This is a genomic window from Azospirillum brasilense (assembly GCF_022023855.1).
GTDB classification, from domain to species: domain Bacteria; phylum Pseudomonadota; class Alphaproteobacteria; order Azospirillales; family Azospirillaceae; genus Azospirillum; species Azospirillum brasilense_F.
Genome location: NZ_CP059452.1, coordinates 475,345 through 494,639 on the forward strand (window position 1 = coordinate 475,345; position 19,295 = coordinate 494,639).

A 19,295-nucleotide genomic window follows, 5' to 3' on the forward strand; every position below is an offset into this window, starting at 1 on the left:
CCATCGCCCAATGCTGATGATGCCGTCTGTTCCATTGAACACGGACAAACGTCTTGTCATAAATACTGACTGATTGAAAGACGACTCCGATCGTTTTCGCCAAACATCATCGAAATTCCGAACGAATTTAGCGAAACACCGGTCCACCCAAACGGAGTGCGCGGACATGAGTGAGTTTCGGATTCCCGGCCCTGGCGAAATTGGGGACGGGCTCGGCGATGATCGATCAACCCTCAATGACGTTTCGGGCTTCGATGACGTTTCAGGCCCGGCGATGGAAACGGCCGGCCGGACGACGGGCGGCGTCGGCGACCCGCTGTTCGTCCGAGCGTTCGACAGCGGGCGCCGCTGGGGCGTACCGCCGGACATTGCCGCGACGGCGCCCTACAGCTTGACCTACGGCTGGGTTGTGGATGCCGGCATCCGCTACGTGCCCGGCTTCCGTCCCCTCAACGACAGCCAGAAGGCCATGGCGTTGCAGGCGATGGGGGAGTGGAGCGCCGTCGCCAACCTCGCCTTCGTGGAAACGGCGGCGCCGATGACCGCCAACCTGCAATTCCACATGAGCCAGCTCGACGCCTTCGGCGCCTCCGGCATGGCCTACTACCCCAACCCGGCGGGCTCCTACATCTACCTCGACCCCGAATCGGCCGGCTACCGCACCTATGTGCACGAGATCGGCCATGCTTTGGGCCTGAAGCATCCCGGCGACTACAACGGCACGGGCAGCGGCACCCCGCCCTTCCTGCCTCCGTCCGAGGACAACCGGACCAACACGATCATGTCCTATTACGGCGTCTGGCCCGGCGGGCTGGGCGTCTATGACGTCGCCGCGATCCAGCGCCTCTACGGTCCCAACCCCGCCGTGCGCTCGGGCGACGACCTGTATCTCCTGACACCGGGGGCGTCGGGACGCTACCTCTGGGACGGCGGGGGCAACGACACCCTGTCCGCTGCGGGTGCGGACGTTCCTGTCACTGTCGACCTGACGGGCGGCTGGGGATGGTTCTCGGCGCAGGCCTCCTCGATTCTCGCCCAGAACCAGTTTTTCGTCGGCTACGGAACCCGCATCGAGACCGTCATCGGGGGATCGGCTGGCGACCGCTTGACCGGCTCGGCCTTTGCCGACACGCTGATGGGTGCCGCGGGGGACGACACGCTGGCCGGTGGAGGCGGCGACGATCTTCTCGACGGCGGAACCGGCACCAACACGGCCTTCTACAACTTCCCCTCCGCCAACGCGTTCGTGACCAGCGATCCGTTGGGGAGCGGAGCGGAGCTGACGGTCACCGGGGCCGGCGGCACCGACCGGCTGCGCGACATCGAACGGCTGGTCTTTGCCGACCGCACGGTCACCCGGCAGGAGGCTGCGGCCGCCCTGCCCCGCGCCGCGTCGGACCAGCGCGCCATCGTTCAGGATGGCGCCATGAGCTACGAGGTGCGGATGGCCGCCTATTCCGGCCCGGTCGCCGGCCTGAAAAACCAGTTCCTGGGAACGGCCGCCGCGGAAGCGGTGGTCGGCAGCGACCAGGGCGATTTCATGAATCTGCTCGGCGGGAACGACGCCGCGCAGGGCGGAGGCGGAAACGACGTGCTGGACGGCGGCACGGGCTCCAACTTCCTGACCGGCGGAGCCGGCACGGACACCTTCAACGTCGATGGGCGGGGCGAAGGCGTCACGTGGTCCACCATCACCGACCTGCAATCGGCGGAATGGGTCGTCGCCTGGGGCTGGACGGACACCCTCTCCAAACTGACTTGGGAGGATCTGGCGGGCGCCACCGGCTATCAGGGGGTCACCGCGCGAATCGACCTGGACGGCAATGGCGGCACCGACCTCAGCCTGACCTTCAACGGACAGACCCCCGGCGGGTTGCTCTCCATGCCCGGACAGGTGGGGACCGACAGCTATCTTGCCTTCCGGATCGGCTGACCGCATTCCGCCGTTCGAAAAAACGGCCGGATCGACTGCCGCGCCGCGCCGATCCTGGCGCATCCTCAGCGCAATCGCCGAAACATCGAATGAGGAGGGACCCACGACCATGAAGCAGGTGATGTTCGTCGAACTCGGCATGGGCGCCGATCTGCACGGTCAGGACGTGACCAAGGCCGCGGTGCGCGCGGTGCGCAACGCCATCGAGCGCAACTCCATGCCCGGCATGCGCGCGCTGGTCGATGGCGACACCAGCCGGATGCAGGTCCGCGTCCATCTCGCCGTTCCGGCGGACGCCGACCGGCTGGACCTGGAGGCCGTCCGGGCCGTCTTCCCCTATGGACAAGTCTCCTTCAACGTGGTGTCCGGCGGCATGCTGGCGCCCAGCGGCATCTTCCTCGCCGACAAGAACGACCGCAACGAGTTGATCTACATCGTCAACGCCGCGGTGGAGGTCGGTATTTGAAGTCTGGGGACTGAGGTTTGGCGCTTGAGTGCGGAGCGGTTGCCCCCGCCCCCCGTTTCGTGCCAGCGTCGGGGCATGAAGCGCGCGCTCCGAACCGCCCTGATCGCCGTCGGCATCCTCGCCGGCGGCCTCGTCACCCTGACCGTGGGGGTGGTGGCCGCCCTGCCGGTGATCGCCGACCACATCCCGCTGGAACTGTCCCGAGTCGTGATGAGCGACGGGCGACGGCAGGTGGAGATGCAGGGCATGGTCCATGTCGCCAAGCCGGAGTTCTACGGCGCGATCGCCCGCCACATCGCGCAGCGGCGCCAGGAAGGCTGGCTGGTCTTCTACGAGGAGGTCCGTCCCGACGGTTCCTCCAACCCCGCCGGGGTGGCCGACGTGCTGCGCCGCCTGGGGGCGGACTGGAACCCGGACAGCAAGCAGCATCCCTACGAGATGATGGCGAGCCTGCTCGGCGACGGGCTGGTGCTTCAGGACAACCGCGCCCTGATCGGCCCGCCGGGACCGGACGCCCGCAACGTCGACGTCACCCTGTCGCAATTGCTGGCCGCCCTGCCCCCCGACGATCCGGACGAGGCCGATCCGGAAACCATCGATCTGGCGCAGCTCCGGGACGAGTACGACACGCTGCCGGGCTGGGTGCAGCGGCGCGTCCAGGCCGCCATCCGCATCATGCTGGCCGCCACGGCGTCGGGCTCCATGGTGCGCGAGGCCCTGTCGCCCGCGCTGACCACCCTTCGCGAGGACAAGGTGGTGGCGGCGATCAAGGCAGAACCGGACCGCAACATCCTGATCCTCTACGGTCAGGTCCACATCGGCCACATCCAGACCATGCTGGAGGACGCCGACGCGCGGTGGCGGACGGTCTCCTCAAAGGCGATCCAGGCGTTCTGAACCGCACTGGTCAACCGCACTGGTCACCCGCACTGGTCACCCGATGCGGATCACCAGATTTTGCGGGCCAGTTCCTCGCCGCGGGCGGTGAGCTCCTCGAAGCGGCGGCGAGCCTCATCCTCGGCGTTCCAGTCGCCGGGGGCGACGACGGCTTCGGCGGCGTCCGGATGGTCCGGCGCGCTGGGGCGGTCCCCCGCCTCCCCGTGGAGACCGTAGATCTGGCCGTCACGCGCCTCGATCACGGCGTAGCGGCCGTCCCGCTCGACGAGCCGGAAGCTGCCATGTTCCGATACGGTCCGGACCTTGGGCATCGCAATCTTCCCTTGCGGTTCACATGTCACGCCGTGAACAACCGGCGTGCTGCCCATTTGTCGCATAGCAGCAATATAGCACTTTATGGGTGCAAATGAGAGTCGTTCGCACTATACAGGAAGGAAGTCAGCCGCAAAGAAGTTCGAACCGCCAATGTTCACAGCGCTTCACACCCGTTCCATCGCTGCGATGGCCGCCGCCGGCACCTTCCTGTCGAGCGGAGTTGGCTGGGCGCAAGGCACCCCCGCAACCAACGGCGGCGCTCCCGCGGCACCGGCTTCCACGGCAGCGCCCATGACGGCGCCTGTAACGGCGCCCGCCGCCGACGCGCTGGCCGCCCCGCTGGCGGCGCCGGACGCTGCGGCGGGAGCGGCCGCCGGACTGGAGCATGTGACCGCCGCGACGGCGACGCTGCCGCACGACCTGTCCCCCTGGGGCATGTTCATGGCGGCGAGCCCGGTGGTGCAGGCGGTGATGATCGGGCTGGCGTTGGCCTCGGTGGCCACCTGGACCATCTTCCTCGCCAAGTCGGTGGAGCTGTCGAAGGCCAAGCGCAAGGCGCGGGCCTCTCTGGCGGCGCTGGAGCAGGCGCGTTCGCTGACCCAGGCGGCCGAGAGCATCGGCTTCGAGAAGACTCCGGCCACCGCCTTCCTGCGCGCCGTGATCGCCGAGGCCCACCAGTCCGCCGACGCCCCCTCGCAGGAGGGTCTGAAGGAGCGCGCGGCCTCCCGCCTGGAGCGGATCGAGGCGGCGGAGGGGCGGCGCATGATGCGCGGCACCGGCATCCTCGCCAGCATCGGTTCCACGGCCCCCTTCGTCGGGCTGTTCGGCACGGTGTGGGGCATCATGGTCAGCTTCATCGGCATCGCCAAGTCGCAGACAACCAACCTCGCCGTGGTGGCGCCGGGCATCGCCGAAGCGCTGCTGGCGACGGCCATCGGCCTCGTTGCGGCCATCCCGGCGGTGGTGATCTACAACGGCTTCGCCCGCTCCATCGGCGGCTATCGTGCCCAACTCGGCGACTCGTCGGCAGCGGTGCTGCGGCTGCTGAGCCGCGACATGGACCGCCGCGCCCTGCCGCGCACCGTGTCCAAGGCGGCGGAGTAAGACCATGGCGGCGCGTCTGGACGACGGCGACGATCTCACCGAGTCGCACGACATCAACGTCACGCCCTTCATCGACGTGATGCTCGTTCTGCTCATCATCTTCATGGTGGCGGCCCCGCTGGCGACGGTGGACGTGCCGGTGGACCTGCCGGCCTCGACCGCCCAGCCGCAGCCGCGGCCTGACAAGCCTCTGTTCCTGACCATCCAGGCTGACAAAAGCCTGTCGGTGGGCGACACGCCGGTGGCGCGGGAGTCCCTGGCGGCGGCGCTGGACGGGGTGACGAGCGGCGACAAGGGCGCCCGCGTCTTTCTGCGCGCCGACCGCAGCGTGGATTACGGCGCGCTGACCGAGGTGATGAACGCGCTGCGCGCCGCCGGCTATCTGAAGATCGCCCTGGTCGGGCTGGAAGGCGCGGCCGCGAAATGAGCGTGGCGACGTTCGATCCCAACGATCTGCCGGACGGCGAGGAGCGCACGGCACCCGCCCTGGCGCGCTGGGGCGGCAGTCTAGTGGTCGTGCTGGGCGCCCACGCCCTTCTGGCACTCGCCGCTCTGTCCTGGCACGTCGCGATGGAAGAGGCGCCGGCTGCGCCGCCCGCGGTGATGCTCGACCTGCCGCCGATGCCGGAAACACCGGCCGCGGAGCCGCCGCCGACGCTGGAATCGATGCTCCCCGAACCGGAGCTGCCGCCCGAGCCGGTGATCGAGCCCGAACCGGAACCCGAGCCCATCCCCGAGATCGCCCCGGAGCCGCCCCCGCCCGTGCCGGCGGAAGTCGCCCTGCCGGAGCCGCCGCCGAAGCCCAAGCCCAAGCCCAAGGAAGAGCCCAAGCCGAAGCCCAAGGCCGAACCGCCGAAGCCGCGCCCGCAGACTCCCCCGAAGCCGGTGACGGAAGCCCCGGCCAACGCCGCCCCCGCCGCCGCCCCGCCCGCGGGCGCGCCGGCCCAGGCGGCGCCAGTAATGCGCAACAGCAACGCGCTGCCGACGTGGCATGGCGCCGTCCTCGGCCATCTGGAGCGCTACAAGCGCTACCCCCGCATCGCCCAGATGCGGCGCCAGCAGGGCGTTCCGCAGGTCCACATTACGCTCGACCGGCAAGGGCGGGTGCTGGCGGTGCGGCTGCACAAGGGTTCCGGCTTCGAGGCGCTGGACGAGGAGACGATCGCTCTGGTCGAACGCGCCTCCCCGCTCCCGGCCCCACCGCCGGACGTGGCGCAGGACCGCATGGAACTGGTGGTGCCGGTGCAGTATTTCCTGCGCTGAGCCGGTGCACGCTTCAACCGCTCAAGCGTGCATAACCTGGATGCGCATCACGGTATGTGCATCCACAGGCGCATGAGTTCCGGAACCGTGCGGATGTCGAGTTTGCTGAGAATGTTCGCCCGGTGGGTTTCCACCGTGCGGACGCCGATCCCGAGGCGGATCGCGATGGCCTTGTTGGCGCAGCCCTCCACCATCAGCGCCGCGACATCCCGTTCGCGGGGGCTGAGAAGGGCCAGCTTCGCCAAGGCGGACTCCGCGGCGGAGCGGTCCCGGCGCTGGTGGGCGTCGCGCTGCAAGGCCTCGTGGATGCGGCGCAGGAAGACGCCGTCGTCGAACGGCTTTTCCAGAAAATCGACGGCTCCGGACCGGAAGGCGGTGACGGCGGAACTCACCTCGCCATGGGCGGTGATGATGATGACCGGCAGGCCGCAGCCGCGCCGGGACAGTTCCTCCTGAAGCTCCAGCCCGTCCATGAAGGGCATGCGGAGGTCGGCCACCACGCAGCCCGGCTGCTCCGGGCTGTAGCGGTGCAGGAATTCCAGCGCGTTGACGAAGGTGCGCACGGACAGGCCGGCCACCTCGACAAGGACGGAGAGCGCGTCGCGGACCGCCTCGTCGTCGTCGATGATGAAGACGGTCGGTTCGCCGGTGAGGGGATTACTGGTCTGGGTCATGGGACGGCCGGGTGTCGGAACGGGCTGCGGGCAGAAAGACCTGGAAAACGGAGCCGGTCGGACCGGTGCGGCCGAGCCACAGCCTGCCTCCGTGGCTTTCGACGATCGAGCGGCAGATGGGCAAGCCGAGCCCCATACCCGCCGGTTTCGTGGTGGCGAACGGCGAGTACAGATGGTCGACCATACCCGCCGACACGCCGGGACCGCTGTCCTCGACCTCGAAGGTCAGGCCGTCCGGCGGCGTGGCCCTGACACGCAGGATGACCTCGCGCACCGGGCTGTCGGCCGCGGCGATGGCCTCGATGCTGTTGTGCACGAGGTTGAGAAGAACCTGCTCGATCTGGATGCGGTCGCACAGCACGAGGGGAAGCGGCTCCACCATGTCCACCCGAAGCTGGACCCGGTTGTAGGCCGCGTCCCCCCGCACCAGCGTCAGCGTCTCTCGCAGGATCTCGCTGGCCGATTCCGGCGCCAGTTGAAGCGACCCCTTGCTCAGGAAGGTGCGCAGCCCGCGAATGACCTCGCCCGCGCGTTCCGCCTGGATCACCGCCTTGTCGATGAGTTCGTGGGCGCGCGGCGGCGTGTCGTCGCCTTCCAGCAGGCGCTGGGCGGCGCGCGCGTAGCTGATGGCGGCCAGCAGCGGCTGATTCAGTTCGTGGGCCAGGGCGGAAGCCATCTCCCCGGTCACCGTGAGGCGGGAGAGATGGGCCAACTCGGTCTGGTGTTCGCGCAGCCGGACCTCGACCTCGCGCCGCTCGCTGACCAGAGCGCCGAGGAACAGGGCCGTGATGGCCAGGGCCAGCATCAGCGTCTGATGATAGATCACCGCCCCCAGGGGAAGACCGATCGCCTGCAGCCCGGCGATCAGGCCGCTTTGGATGGCCAGGGCCGCCAGCACCGCGCCCGGCAGGCCGTGCGACACCGCCACCCAGACGAGGGGCAGGAACAAGACGTAGAACAGGTTGAACTGACCGTCGCCGATGGGCAGGAAGACCAGCAGGAGAGCTGCGGCGATGGCGGCCGTCTGGGCGGCGGTGGGCGTCTTCGGCACGCTCCAGGCGGGCGTCTGGTCCGGTCGGTGCAGGAGGAGGACGAAGGGCGTGACCACGGCGATGCCGATGGCGTCGCCCAACCAGTATTGGAACGCCAGCGTCGGCAGGTCGGCCGCGGGCAAGGCCCCGTCCAGGACGAACACGCCGACGAAGACGGGGGCAACAACGGCGGCGCTCAGGAAGGTGACGCCGACCAGCCAGCCGACATCGCGCACCCGGTTCAACGCCAGACCGATCGCCACCCGGTGGCGCAGCACATGGGCGGCCGCCCCGTACCCGGCAACGATGGCGAGGTTCGAGAGCAGCAGCGAGGAGACCGAGGCCGGATGCCCCCGCACCACCAGATCGGCCAGGATCAGCGTGGCGTAGACCATCGGCAGGCCGCGCGCGCCGGTCCACAGCAGAAGGGCCATGTAGAGCCCCGCCGGCGGGTTCCACGGCGTGATGTTGAGGCTCGGGCGGGGGTGGATGAAGGTCAGCCAGTCGATGGGCAGATAGGCCGCCAGGAAGGCGAGCGACAGCACGACCATGTCCCGGCCGGTCAGGATGGCTGGCGCTCCCGTCGCACGGCTGGCGGGCGGAAATGGCATCTCAAAGCGGTCTTTCAGGCTGCACGGGCGGAACGGAACGGGTGGACGAGGCACGGACTATACGTCCACCCGGCGTGTTCGCCTATGCGATGGGTGGGAGCCCGGCGGGCTCCCGTCCCCGCGACGCACGGATCAGCCGACGAAGAACGGCTGCGTTCCATGCGCGGCGATGGCCTTCGACAGCCGTTCCAGCGCGTGGGCGTAGGCCGCCGTGCGCATCGGAATGTCCTTGGTCGTGCCCATGTTCCAAACCCGGCGACCCTCGGTCTCCATGATCACGCGAAGGCGCTCGTGAATCTCGTCGAGGCCCCAATAGTAGCCCTGGCGGTTCTGCACCCACTCGAAGTAGGACACCGTCACGCCGCCGGCGTTCGCCAGAATGTCGGGGAGGACGATGACACCGGACTCGTTCAGGATGCGGTCGGCGTCCGGCGTGACCGGGCCGTTGGCGAGTTCCAGGACGACCCGCGCCTTGATGAGCCCGGCGTTGCCCCTGTGGATCTGATCCTCCAGCGCCGCGGGGACCAGGATCTCGCACGCGGTGCCCAGCAGTTCGTCGCCGGTCACCGCGCGGGCGCCGTTCTCGGTATAGGCGGTCACCGAACCGCCGCGCTCCTTGGCCGTCTGCACGGCCTGCGGGTCCAGCCCCTCCTCGCAGACGATGGCGCCACGGGAGTCGGACAGGCCGACGATGCGGTAGCCGTCCGCGTGCAGCAGACGGGCGATGTGGAAGCCGGCGTTGCCGTAGCCCTGGATCACCACCCGGCGGGCCGATCCGGACAGGCGCAGATCCTCTTCCAGATGCTTGATCAGGTAATAGCCGCCGCGCGCGGTCGCGTCGTCGCGCCCGAGCGAACCGCCGAGCGGCAGCGGCTTGCCGGTGATGACCGCCGGGCTCGGCTGGCGGACGATGGAGCTGTACTCGTCGGCCATCCACCCCATGATCATGGAGTTGGTGTAGACGTCCGGCGCCGGGATGTCGCGGTCGGGTCCGATCATGCCGGCGAAGGCCTGGACATAGGCCCGCGACAGGCGCTCCAGCTCCGACTTGGACAGGCTGTGCGGATCGACCTTCACCGCGCCCTTGCCCCCGCCGTAGGGCAGGTTCATCACCGCGCACTTGAAGGTCATCCAGAAGGCCAGCGTGGTCACTTCCTCCACGTTGGAACTCGGGTGGAAGCGGATGCCGCCCTTGGTCGGGCCGCGCGTGTCGTCGTAGCGGCACCGCCACGCCGGGAAGGAGCGCCGCGAACCGTCGTCCATGCGCACGGACAGGCGGACGCTCAACGTCTCCTTGGCGTATTTCAGTTTCTCGAGAACCTCGGAATCCACCTCGACGTGCTTGGCGGCTTCATCCAGGCGGCTCAGCGCCCCCGAAAGCAGATCGTCCATTCCTTTTCCCCATGGTTTCGGTCAGGAGCACCGAAGGTTGGCCGCATCTCCTTCCTGGAAGGTTCTGCTCACTTCCCCTAAGGCATATGACGGCTTTTCTACTGGGGAATAACCCGGATCAAAATATCCGTATTACTACGGAAATAGCGTAACATACTGCGAAACAACGATAAATTTTTTACAGGCCGATCTGCGCCTTGCGCTCCGTAATCATACGGATGGCCGCGGACAATGCCCGTGGGCGAGAGTTCATCCGGGCTTGCATTACCGCCGCCGCGCAGTCGAGGACGCATCGATGACCGAGGGAACCGACCGGCCGCTGATCTGGATCGGACGCATGGATTACGGCCGCCTGCTGCGGGCCATGGACCGGCTGGCCGTGCAGGCCCCGGAGGTCTCGGCGTTCCTGTCGCGGGAGTTGGAGCGGGCGATCGTACGCCCGGAAGGCGACCTCCCCCGGACGATCGTGCGCATGGGCAGCCGGGTGCTGTTCCGCCGCGACAACGGCATGCCGCCCGAATGGGGTGAGTTGGTCTACCCGGACCAATCGCCCAAGGACGACCAGATCACCGTCGCCTCGCCGCTGGGGGTGGCCCTGCTCGGTCTCAGGGAGGGAGCTCACATGCCGTACAGTGACGCGGACGGCGTCACGCGCCGGCTGATGATCGAGCGTATTCTCCCTGCCTGAACCGCCCCCACGGGAGCGAACCCGCTTCGCTCTTCATTTGCAAATGCGAATGAATCTCATTATTAGTGGAGCATGTTCCGCTCCACGGCCCCGCTTGGCTCCGGACGGAACCGGAGACCCAACAGCCGAAACCAATCGGGGGCGGAGACGATGTGTGAGCGTTGTCGGAAGACCGTGCCATCCTGCGTACTGGGACAGGCCAAGCGCCGGAAGCTGTGGACGATTCCCATGGAGTATCATTGCTCGATCGTGGGCACCTGCCTGTCGTCGGAAGACGTGGCGTGGCTGTGCCGGCGGCTGAAGCTGGTCCCCACGGCGGACGCCCGCCCCTACGACATCCACCGCTATTTCGTGGAGAAGGCCGCGGAGGACGGGCCGGAAGCCCGGCTGATGCACAAGCGGCTGGACGAGACCTTCGCCGTCGCGGTGAAGCGCTTCGCCCGCGAGACGACCGAAGAGGGCTGGATGGCGCTGTGGACCGCCGCGGTGGCCTCGGGCGACGTCGCCGCCGCCTACTGGGGCGTGCTGAGCCACGGCGCCATGCCCGACGCGGTGCGGGTGCGCGCCTTCGCCGACGTGCACATGCTCTCCCACATCATGGGTGGCGAGAACCGACGCCAATTGCGGGAGAACCGAGACTTGGCCCGGCGCTGCGAGGAGCTGACCGCCCGGCTGGCGAAGCAGGAACGCGCCGCCGCCGAACGCGTCGCCGAGAAGGACGCCCGCATCCGGGAGCTGGAGGCGCAGCTCGCCACCCAGCGGGCCGCGCCCGCGGTTCCGGAAACGCCCAACGTCCCGAAAGCCCCATCGGTCCGGGCGCCGGGCCAGGCGCGTCTGCTGCGCACCATGGACGCCCTGCACCGCCGCGTCGCCAGCGAGCGCATGCGCGCCCGCCACGCCGAGGCGGAATTGGAACGGCTGCGCCGCCTGCTCGACCCGCCGGCCGCGCAGCTCCGCCGCACCGCCGCCGCCGAGACGAACGCCCCGACCGACCTCGGCGGGCGGGCCATCCTCTATGTGGGCGGGCGGACCAAGAGCCTGCCCCATCTGCGGGCGGCGGTGGAGACGCGCAACGGCTGCCTGCTGCACCATGACGGCGGGTTCGAGCAGACGACCCGCTGCCTGGAAGGGCTGGTGGAGCGTGCCGACGTGGTGGTCTGTCCGGTCGATTGCGTCAGCCACGACGCCTGCCTGCGGGTGAAGGGCCTGTGCCGCCGCATGGGCAAGCCCTTCGTTCCCATGCGCAGTGCAGGCGCGACCAGCTTCGCCCGCATCCTGCACAGCTTCGGCCAGGACGGCTCCGGGGAGGACGCAGCCCATCATTGAAAGCCCGCGTCGGAATTGCGAATTGCCGCATGGCGGTGGAGAGCGAATCCGCCCGGGCCGTTGGACTGCACCGTTGCACCCCAGCGGCTCGCCGCCCGCGCGTCACGCCACCAAGCGCCAACGGGCCATGCGGGCGGCGTTGGCGGCGATGATCTGCTGGGGTAGGGCCTCAGGAGCCCCGGCGTAGGGCAGCGTGCCCTGGACGGCGTTGGGATTGGCGAACGCCTGGAGAAAGGTGTTCTGCCGCTGATTCAGTTCATTGATCCGGTCTTGGTCATTCCCCGCGTTCTGCAGCAGCTGCTGGAAGTACGCGTTCGCCGTCGCCAGCACGGGAAACCCGACGGCATCGTAAAAGCCCGCTGCCGTCGGCGCCATCGTGCCCACCTGGATGGTGGCCGCGGTGAGCAGGACGTTCGCGGCGAAGATGTACACCACCAGAGCGCCCAACCCGGGGACGCGGCCATCGATGTTGTCCGTCTGCAGATGTTCCAGCGACGCAAGAATGAGGTTCTGCTGATTGCCCTGCAGCAGACGACCGGTGGCGACGCCTCGGTAGAGCGTACCCGCGGGGTTGCGCACGTCGATGGCGACCGTGTTCGCCGGCGTGTTCCGAACGGTGATCTCGAACGTACGCCCTTCGTCGACGTGGGTGAGCCGGTACACTCCGGCCGGATAGTTCTGCCCGACGGGGTGAAATTGCGTGAGTTCGATCCCCTGAATGCCTGCCATGTCGCTTCTCCATCGTTGCCGGGCGGGTGGCGCCGACCCCGGTGCTGTCCACCGCGGCAAGTCGCTTCTGAGATCCAGACGCTGCAGGCCGCGAAGTGTGAACGGTTGTCCGACGGCTTCCGGTGATGGTCCGATGCTCCTCCCCGGCGCGGTCAGGTGCTGCGGATGCCGTCGAGGAAGTCGTCGACCTCGCCGGTCAGCCGTTCCGCCTGCTGCGACAACTCCTGCGCCGCGCTCAGCACATGGGTCGCCGCCGCCCCGGTGTCGTTGGCCGCCTGCCGCACACCGGCGATGTTGGACGCGACCTCCTGCGTGCCGATGGCCGCCTGTTGGACGTTGCGCGTGATTTCCTGGGTGGCCGCACCCTGCTCCTCCACAGCGGCAGCGATGGCCGTGGCGATCTCGTTCACCTCGCCGATCACGGCGCCGATGGCCTCGATCGCCGAGACGGCATCGCTCGTGACGGTCTGCACCCGGGCGATCTGGACCGCGATGTCGTCGGTCGCCTGGGCCGTCTGGCTCGCCAGCATTTTCACCTCGTGCGCCACGACGGCGAATCCCTTGCCAGCGTCGCCGGCGCGGGCGGCCTCGATGGTGGCGTTGAGCGCCAGCAGGTTGGTCTGGCTGGAGATCGCCTGGATCAGCCCGACCACTTCGCCGATGCGCTGGGCGCAGCCGGCCATCAACCGCACCGTCTCGTCCGTCCGCCGGGCGTCCGCGACGGCGCGCGTGGTGATCGCCTGCGACTGGGCAGCGCGGTTGCCGATCTCCCGAATGGACGCGGTGAGCTGTTCGGTCGCCGCCGCCACGGTCTGCACGTTCGTGGAGGCCTGTTCCGACGCGGCTGCCACGGCGAAGGATTGCTGGTTGGTCTGCTGGGCCGCCGTGGACATGGAGCCGGCGGTCGCTTCCATCTCCGTCGCGGCGGACGACAGGGTGCCGACCAGCCCGCTCACCTTGGCTTCGAAGCCGCGGGTCAACCGGTCCAGCGCAGCCGCCCGCCGCTCGCGCAAATCCTGCTCACGCGCCCGTTCCGCCTCCAGCCGCTCACGCGCAACGGCGTGCTCCTGGAAAACCTCCACGGCTTGCGCCATGGCGCCGATCTCGTCGCGACGTCCGGTGCCGGGAATGGCGACCGCCAGATCGCCATCGGCCAGTTGCCGCATGGCCCCGGTCATCGCCGTGAGCGGGCGGACGATCCGGCGCATCACGAGCAGCGATCCCCCGACCCCCAGAATCAGGCTGAGCGAGAAGACGGCGAGGCCGACGAGCAGATCGAAGCGAGCCTCCTCTGCGGCCTCTGCAACCGCTGCGTCGATGGCGGTGCCCGTCGTGCCGGCCAATGTGAGGATGGAATCGATGCCCGCGGTCGCCCGGCTCATCCATTCGTCGGAGGTCAAGGGGTACCGTCCATCCGCACCACCCTTCAGCACCGCCTGCCGGGTCTCGGCGAAGCCTTGGAAGTACGCGGCCTCGACCCCATCGATGGCTCGCGCCAGATCGGGCGTGATGTCCGGCCGGTTGCGCAGCGCGCCGATGCCCTCCCACGCCTGCTCCAGCCGTCCGCGGGATTTCGCCAGGGCGTCGGCCTGTCCGGGAGCGAGCGGCCGGCGGCCGGCGACGAGAGCGCTGAACAGCGCGCGCTCGCGGCCAGCGTGTTCGGCCATATCCGCCGCGTAGCCGCGCAACTGGACGAGCTGGAACGTCGCCGTGCTCGGCGGTGGAGCCACCGCTTCCAACAGCCGGCGCAGAGAACCGATTCGCTCGATGTGCACCGTGATCGTGCCGGCGAAGCCCGACACCACGTCTGGCGACCTTTCGCCGGCGCTGCGGGCCAGAGCCTCGTCCACCCCGCGCCGGACGTCCTGGAAGGCGGTCGACGATGCCGCGACCTCACCGAGCCGTGGAGCGTGCGGAACCATTGCGGGCATGGCGCGCAAATCCACCAGCGCAGCGCGCAGCGCAGCGTCGGCGGCACCGCGGCGCTTCTGCAACCGGACGAGCCTTTCGCCGGAAAGCGGGTCCGCGCCGTTTAGAGCACCGTTGGTGGCACCTCGCTCAAGGGCGAACTCGCCGGCGGCGGCGACCAGACCGCCAGCCACCTGATTGACTTTCCGATAGTCCGAAGCCGTTTCGACGCCGCGAAGCGCCACGAACGCGGCGTCACCCGCCATGAAGATTCCCAGAAGGGCAAGCCCACCGACAATCACCGGTAGAATGACTTTGATGGACAATAATCGCATGGAATTATCCTCGAAAGCGCACAGCATTCATCGACTCAAACCCGCTGTGCGATGCCTTTCCTTGATTTTGGTCAAAGGACCTCCGAGGACCGGCGGGAGGACATGATCTGATAAAAATTCAGCGTTCCACTCTATCTATTACACGTTTTCTTTCAGAAAATTTCCAATCGGCTTTTCAGAATGAACGGTGGGCAGGCGGCTAAAGTTGCGAAGCACCGCTCCGCCATGTGATACAACATCGCTGGAAGGAGCCGCCATGCCGTCTGAACACCCGTCACCCGAAGCCTCGCCGGTCAGCCAGGAGAGCCCCGGCCCCCTGTTGAAACTGGGGGATACGCCACGCCCGGCCGCTATGCCCGATGGTCTCGCCACTGAGGTCGCCGGCTGGCGCTTCGTTCTGCGCAGCCCGGTGGCTCCCAGCTTCTACTCCAAACCCGGAACGCCGTGGCAGTCGCCGCCGGAAGGTTGCCTGCGGGCCAGCGACCGTTGGAATCTGGACGGCGCCTTCCCCACCGACCAACCCGTCGAGAACGGCGCGCAATGGGCTGTCGCGCGGTTCGAGGGCGGGGTGTGGCGTGTGGAACGCTGCGTTCCGGCCGCCGCCCGCCCGGCGGTGCGCGACCTTCTGCGCCTGCGGGTGGAGCGGCTGACCGCCGCCCGCCGTTGGACGCACGGCGACCTGGAGCTTCTGCAGAGCCTGCTCGACGGCGGGATGCTGGCGGAATCCGTTCTGCTGGCCGGTGACGAGGGGCGGGCGCGGTCGCTGCGGTCGTTGAAGGCGCTGGGCCTTGCCGGAATGGCGACCGCGGACGACCCGGAGCTTCCCGACGAGGCGAAGGCGGTGCTCGCGGAGGGGGCGGAGAGCGTTGTCTGGCTCGACACCGATGCGCGCGAGATCGCGGACGGCATTCTGTCCTGGCATGCCAAGAAGCAGGCCCGCGCCGTCGCGCGGCTGAGCCGGGGCGCCGAAGCGAAGCAGCGCGGCGACGACATGAAAGACGCGCTGACCAAGGCGGTGCAGCGGGCCTTTCCCCGAATGCCCAAGGAGGCTGCCGCCGCCGCCGCCGCCCGGCTGGCGCCCGGCGTGAAGAAGCTGGGCCGCATGCCGGCGCTCCAATCCATCGTTGACGCGGTCGCGGAGGTGCGGCTGGAGCGCTGGCGCCAAGCCGTGGCGTCGGAGCCGGAAGTGGCCAAGCGGCTGGCCGCCATGGAAGCGCGCGGCGATGCCAACCGCGCGCTCAAGCGCTACCGCGACCAGCGCGCGGTCGAGCGGACGGAGGCCGAATTGAAGGAATGGCGCGGCGACCTCGGCCCCGTGCTGTCCCGACGCTTGGGCTGGTGACGGCGGGAAGGCGTCAGCGGGCGCCGGGGAACCACTCAGTGTGGCTGTCGCCGCTGCGGCCGTAATAGACGACCCGCCGACCCAGGATGCTGACCGTCCAGCCGGCGCAGCCCGCCCGCAGCACCCGCTCGCAGAAACCGCCGTAGCGGATCGTTCCGGCCTGGATGGCGCGGACGGCGGACTCCACGCCCTCCGCCGAAAAGTCCACGGACGGCGGCAGAGGAGAAGGCCGGGCCTCCACCCGCTCCGTCGTCCCGTCCGGGAAGTAATAGGTCGTCTCCGCGCGCACGAGATCGGTGTGGTAGCGTTCCACCCCCGCGACGGCCAGCGCCGCGACGACCTCGGGGAAGGTGATCCGCTCCTCCTGCGAAGCCCGGCTGCACTCCCGCAGGATGGCTGTGATTTTGGCGTCCATGAGCAATTCTCCGTGCAGTGCGCGCTTCGCGGTCAGTCGATGGGAATGGAGCGCAGCCCCATCCGGCGGACGATGCCCTTCAGTGCCTCTTCGATCCGCTCCCGCTCGGCGGGGTCCAGGTGCCCGAAGAATTCGAGATCGTTGCGGTCCGCCAAGGCGGACAGTTCCGGCACCAGCGCCCGGCCTTCCGGGGTGAGCGCCAGCGCTTGGTAACGCCGATCGTCCGGGTCGGCGGTCTGGGTGAGCATCCCTTTGGCGGCGAGCCGGTCGGCCAGTTTCGAGATCGTTCCCCGCGTCATGCCGAGCCGGTCGGCCAGCAGGCTGGGCGCTACGCCGTCGCGGCCATGAAGATCGCGCAGCACGACCCACTCGGCGACGGTCACCCCCCGCCCCGCCAGCTTTGCGGCGAAGGCATGGGACACATGATTCGACACGAAGCGCAGCCAGTAGCCGAGATGCTGCGCGTCGAGCGGGCTGATGTTCGATTTGGCCAACACGCCTCCTTGAGTTTCCTAGGAAACTAATTGAAAACAGTTTCCTTGTCAACCATTTGGTCAAGACGGGGCGGGATTCGCGAGTCCAGGCGGTCGTCACCCCGATTCGGGACCATAGCGGGCGGATCGTGACGATCGTCACCTATGCCATGGACATCACGGTGGACAAGCGCCGGTCCGCTGACCAGGAGGGACAGATCGCAGGGGTCAACAAATACAGGCGGTCATCGAAGTCGACATCAACGGGAACGTCCTGACGGCGAACGCCAACTTCCTCACCACCATGGGCTACCGGTTGGATGAGATCGCCGGCCGGCACCACGCCATATTCATGGCGCCGGAGGAACGCAACGGCGACTGTTACCGTCGCTTTTGGGACGCGCTCCGTCGCGGCGAGCACCGGACGGCGGAGTTCCGGCGCCTGCGCAAGGATGGCGGCGACGTTTGGATTCAGGCCAGCTACAAACCCCGTCTTCGACGCGCAAGGCCGCTTGGTCAAGGTCGTCAAATCGGCAACGCCGGACAGCCCGGAGAAGTGGAAGAATTTGAACCATACTCCACAGGTTCACGCACATTTCCCCGCCATTTGACAACCCTAAGATTTATTAGTTGTGTTGACCGTGCTGAATATAATGGTATTATCTTGGCCGTGCTGGAAATCAATCCGGCGTGAGCGCTGAAGAACAACCGGAATGCGGCATCGTCCAGGGCGCCGCAGCGCCGGATGACCGTTGCGCTCCATTCTTCCGCTTTGCCGAGGCAGCCCGTGATCCGCCTGACGCCGTTTCGTCCTTTCGCGACCGTGTGGCTTGCCCTTTTGCTCAGCATCTCGGCCCTGCCCGCCCGTGCGGACGAGGTCTACCGCGTGCTGACCTGGAAGATGGCTCCATACGCGATGGTCGACGAACAGGGCAGGCTGACCGGCTTCGAGGTGGAGATCGCCCGCGCGCTTTGCGACACCATGGGCGTCCGCTGCGAAATCACCGCCCTGCAGTTTCCGGAAGTCCTCGACCTGCTCGACCGCAACGCCGCCGACTTCGCCGTCGCCAGCATCCTGAAGACGCCGGAGCGGATGAGGAAATACCTCTTCACCGACCGCCACAAGCGGTCCAGCTCCAGCTACATCGGACGGGCCGGCGATTGGTCCCCGGGCGTGGCGCCCGATCTGACGGGGAAGCGCATCTCCGTCACCCGCGGGTCGAAGCAGTACGACTATCTGACCGCGAAGAACATCGGCGGGACGGTCGTGATCTACGACGATCAGGCTGAGGCGTTGCGCGCCGTTCTGGACGGGCGGGTCGATCTGGCGCTGGCCCCGACCGCCGTCACCGTCCATCTGCTGACCAGCGCGGAGGGGGAGGCACTGGAGGTCGTGGGCGACCCGCTGACCGAAAGCGGGCTGGGCGGCGAGTCCGCCATCGCCCTGCCGCTGGGGCGCGAGGAATTGCGCGACCGCGTCAACATGGCCCTGCGAGCGATCCTCGCGGATGGGCGGTACGACGCCATCAGTTCCCGCTTCCTGCCCTTCCGGATGTACTGAGGCAGCGATGGGTTTCCAGATGCGCTCCGTCACCGCACACGCCCTGTTGGCCGTCATGGCCCTGCTGGCCGGTCTCGCACTGCCGCAGCCGGTCCGGGCGGACGCGCCGCCCCCGACCGACCGGCCGTTCCTGCGCATTGTGGTCATCGACCACTCCCCGCCTTTCAGCGATCGCGACGCCGCCGGCGTCCTGTTCGGCTTCAACATCGATTTCGGCCGCGAACTGTGCCGCTCGTTGGGTGCGGTGTGCAGCTTCGATGCGGCCCCCTTCAAGCAGATCATCGACGACGTCGCCGCGGGCCGCTACGACATCGGTTTCGGCAACGTGCTGCGCACGCCGGACCGGGAGCAGCGGCTTCTGTTCTCGATTCCCTATTGGCGGTCCAGCACCAGTCTGGTCGGGCGCCGGGGGACGCCGGAACTGGGTCTGGAGGAGGCCATCCGCAGCCGGCGCATCGCCGCCATCCGCGGCTCGCGGCAGCACGCGGCCCTGGTCCGTCTGGCCGACGCCGCCCCGACGCTGCACGCCAACCTGGTGCCCGTCTCCACGCTCGACGACCTGTGGGACGCCATGCGCAGCGGCCAAAGCGACGTGGCCATCGGACCGACGCTGAACGTGGTGCATTTCCTGCTGTCCGACGACGGGGACGGATTCGAGACCATCGGCACCCCGATGTCCGACGACGGGTTGGGCGGGACCGTGCACATCGTCTTCCCGCCCGGCCAGCATGCGTTGAAGGCGGCGGTGGACCGGGCGCTGACGGCGTTGCGCAACGACGGCACCTACCAGCGGATCAACCGTCAATACTTCCCCTTCGACATCTACTGAACC

At 68.2% G+C, this 19,295-nt stretch carries 20 protein-coding genes; 12 read left to right on the forward strand and 8 right to left on the reverse strand.

Annotation, left to right across the window (positions count from 1 at the left end; all coding sequences use genetic code 11):
• Nucleotides 1-274 precede the first annotated feature (274 nt).
• From H1Q64_RS34045 to H1Q64_RS28620, 3 genes are all read left to right on the forward strand, one after another.
• A complete protein-coding gene (locus H1Q64_RS34045) occupies nt 275-1,933 on the forward strand; it encodes a reprolysin-like metallopeptidase (protein ID WP_330874630.1) in 1,659 nt (552 codons plus the stop codon).
• Nucleotides 1,934-2,042: 109 nt separating this feature from the next.
• Nucleotides 2,043-2,399, forward strand: a complete 357-nt coding sequence (locus tag H1Q64_RS28615) for a Lin0512 family protein (RefSeq protein WP_237907272.1) — start codon at nt 2,043-2,045, stop codon at nt 2,397-2,399.
• A gap of 75 nt (nt 2,400-2,474) precedes the next feature.
• Nucleotides 2,475-3,296, forward strand: a complete 822-nt coding sequence (locus H1Q64_RS28620; RefSeq protein WP_237907273.1) for a hypothetical protein — start codon at nt 2,475-2,477, stop codon at nt 3,294-3,296.
• 50 nt (nt 3,297-3,346) lie between these two features.
• Here H1Q64_RS28620 and H1Q64_RS28625 read toward each other — a convergent pair whose 3' ends face one another.
• Nucleotides 3,347-3,607, reverse strand: a complete 261-nt coding sequence (locus H1Q64_RS28625; protein WP_237907274.1) for a hypothetical protein — start codon at nt 3,605-3,607, stop codon at nt 3,347-3,349.
• 154 nt (nt 3,608-3,761) lie between these two features.
• Between H1Q64_RS28625 and exbB the strand changes: the two genes are divergently transcribed.
• Genes exbB through H1Q64_RS28640 form a run of 3 tightly spaced genes read left to right on the forward strand, consistent with a single transcriptional unit; the run spans nt 3,762 to nt 5,978 of the window.
• Nucleotides 3,762-4,715 (forward strand): tonB-system energizer ExbB, encoded by a 954-nt coding sequence (gene exbB / locus H1Q64_RS28630; protein ID WP_237907275.1) that lies wholly within the window; start codon nt 3,762-3,764, stop codon nt 4,713-4,715.
• 4 nt (nt 4,716-4,719) lie between these two features.
• Entirely contained in the window at nt 4,720-5,142 is a 423-nt protein-coding gene (exbD, locus tag H1Q64_RS28635) for a TonB system transport protein ExbD (protein ID WP_237907276.1), read from the forward strand.
• A complete protein-coding gene (locus tag H1Q64_RS28640; RefSeq protein WP_237907277.1) occupies nt 5,139-5,978 on the forward strand; it encodes an energy transducer TonB in 840 nt (279 codons plus the stop codon). The genes exbD and H1Q64_RS28640 overlap by 4 nt, the downstream gene beginning before the upstream one ends.
• A 47-nt stretch (nt 5,979-6,025) precedes the next feature.
• Here H1Q64_RS28640 and H1Q64_RS28645 read toward each other — a convergent pair whose 3' ends face one another.
• The 3 genes from H1Q64_RS28645 to H1Q64_RS28655 form a co-directional block, all read right to left on the reverse strand.
• Nucleotides 6,026-6,652 carry a response regulator transcription factor gene (locus H1Q64_RS28645; RefSeq protein ID WP_237907278.1) on the reverse strand — a complete coding sequence of 209 codons (627 nt, stop codon included), beginning with the start codon at nt 6,650-6,652 and terminating at the stop codon, nt 6,026-6,028.
• A complete protein-coding gene (locus tag H1Q64_RS28650; protein ID WP_237907279.1) occupies nt 6,636-8,294 on the reverse strand; it encodes an ATP-binding protein in 1,659 nt (552 codons plus the stop codon). Before H1Q64_RS28650 ends, H1Q64_RS28645 begins: the two co-directional genes overlap by 17 nt.
• 132 nt (nt 8,295-8,426) lie before the next feature.
• A complete protein-coding gene (locus H1Q64_RS28655) occupies nt 8,427-9,686 on the reverse strand; it encodes a Glu/Leu/Phe/Val family dehydrogenase (protein ID WP_237907280.1) in 1,260 nt (419 codons plus the stop codon).
• A 295-nt stretch (nt 9,687-9,981) separates the two neighbouring features.
• Between H1Q64_RS28655 and H1Q64_RS28660 the strand changes: the two genes are divergently transcribed.
• Both H1Q64_RS28660 and H1Q64_RS28665 read left to right on the forward strand, forming a co-directional pair.
• A complete protein-coding gene (locus H1Q64_RS28660) occupies nt 9,982-10,374 on the forward strand; it encodes a GreA/GreB family elongation factor (protein WP_237907281.1) in 393 nt (130 codons plus the stop codon).
• Nucleotides 10,375-10,602: 228 nt separating this feature from the next.
• Nucleotides 10,603-11,700 (forward strand): DUF2325 domain-containing protein, encoded by a 1,098-nt coding sequence (locus H1Q64_RS28665; RefSeq protein WP_237907282.1) that lies wholly within the window; start codon nt 10,603-10,605, stop codon nt 11,698-11,700.
• 102 nt (nt 11,701-11,802) lie between these two features.
• On the opposite strand, the gene H1Q64_RS28670 is transcribed toward H1Q64_RS28665, so the two are convergent.
• On the reverse strand, nt 11,803-12,429 hold the full coding sequence (locus H1Q64_RS28670; RefSeq protein WP_237907283.1) for a hypothetical protein: 627 nt from the start codon (nt 12,427-12,429) through the stop codon (nt 11,803-11,805).
• A 152-nt stretch (nt 12,430-12,581) separates the two neighbouring features.
• Complete coding sequence (locus H1Q64_RS28675) at nt 12,582-14,603, reverse strand: methyl-accepting chemotaxis protein (RefSeq protein ID WP_237907284.1); 2,022 nt, start codon at nt 14,601-14,603, stop codon at nt 12,582-12,584.
• Between the two features lie 325 nt (nt 14,604-14,928).
• Between H1Q64_RS28675 and H1Q64_RS28680 the strand changes: the two genes are divergently transcribed.
• The gene (locus tag H1Q64_RS28680; protein ID WP_237907285.1) at nt 14,929-16,014 is read left to right on the forward strand and encodes a hypothetical protein; all 1,086 of its coding nucleotides are present in this window, start codon (nt 14,929-14,931) and stop codon (nt 16,012-16,014) included.
• Nucleotides 16,015-16,027: 13 nt separating this feature from the next.
• On the opposite strand, the gene H1Q64_RS28685 is transcribed toward H1Q64_RS28680, so the two are convergent.
• Nucleotides 16,028-16,429, reverse strand: a complete 402-nt coding sequence (locus H1Q64_RS28685) for a DUF1398 family protein (protein WP_237907286.1) — start codon at nt 16,427-16,429, stop codon at nt 16,028-16,030.
• Nucleotides 16,430-16,461: 32 nt separating this feature from the next.
• Nucleotides 16,462-16,923: a MarR family winged helix-turn-helix transcriptional regulator gene (locus H1Q64_RS28690; protein ID WP_237907287.1), complete on the reverse strand. Its 462-nt coding sequence runs from the start codon at nt 16,921-16,923 to the stop codon at nt 16,462-16,464.
• 253 nt (nt 16,924-17,176) lie between these two features.
• On the opposite strand from H1Q64_RS28690, the gene H1Q64_RS28695 reads away from it, so the two are divergent.
• The 3 genes from H1Q64_RS28695 (at nt 17,177) to H1Q64_RS28705 (ending at nt 19,292) form a co-directional block, all read left to right on the forward strand.
• Nucleotides 17,177-17,596 (forward strand): PAS domain-containing protein, encoded by a 420-nt coding sequence (locus H1Q64_RS28695; RefSeq protein WP_237907723.1) that lies wholly within the window; start codon nt 17,177-17,179, stop codon nt 17,594-17,596.
• A gap of 144 nt (nt 17,597-17,740) precedes the next feature.
• Entirely contained in the window at nt 17,741-18,463 is a 723-nt protein-coding gene (locus H1Q64_RS28700) for a substrate-binding periplasmic protein (protein ID WP_237907288.1), read from the forward strand.
• Nucleotides 18,464-18,470: 7 nt separating this feature from the next.
• Nucleotides 18,471-19,292: a substrate-binding periplasmic protein gene (locus H1Q64_RS28705; protein WP_237907289.1), complete on the forward strand. Its 822-nt coding sequence runs from the start codon at nt 18,471-18,473 to the stop codon at nt 19,290-19,292.
• The last annotated feature ends 3 nt before the right edge of the window (nt 19,293-19,295 follow it).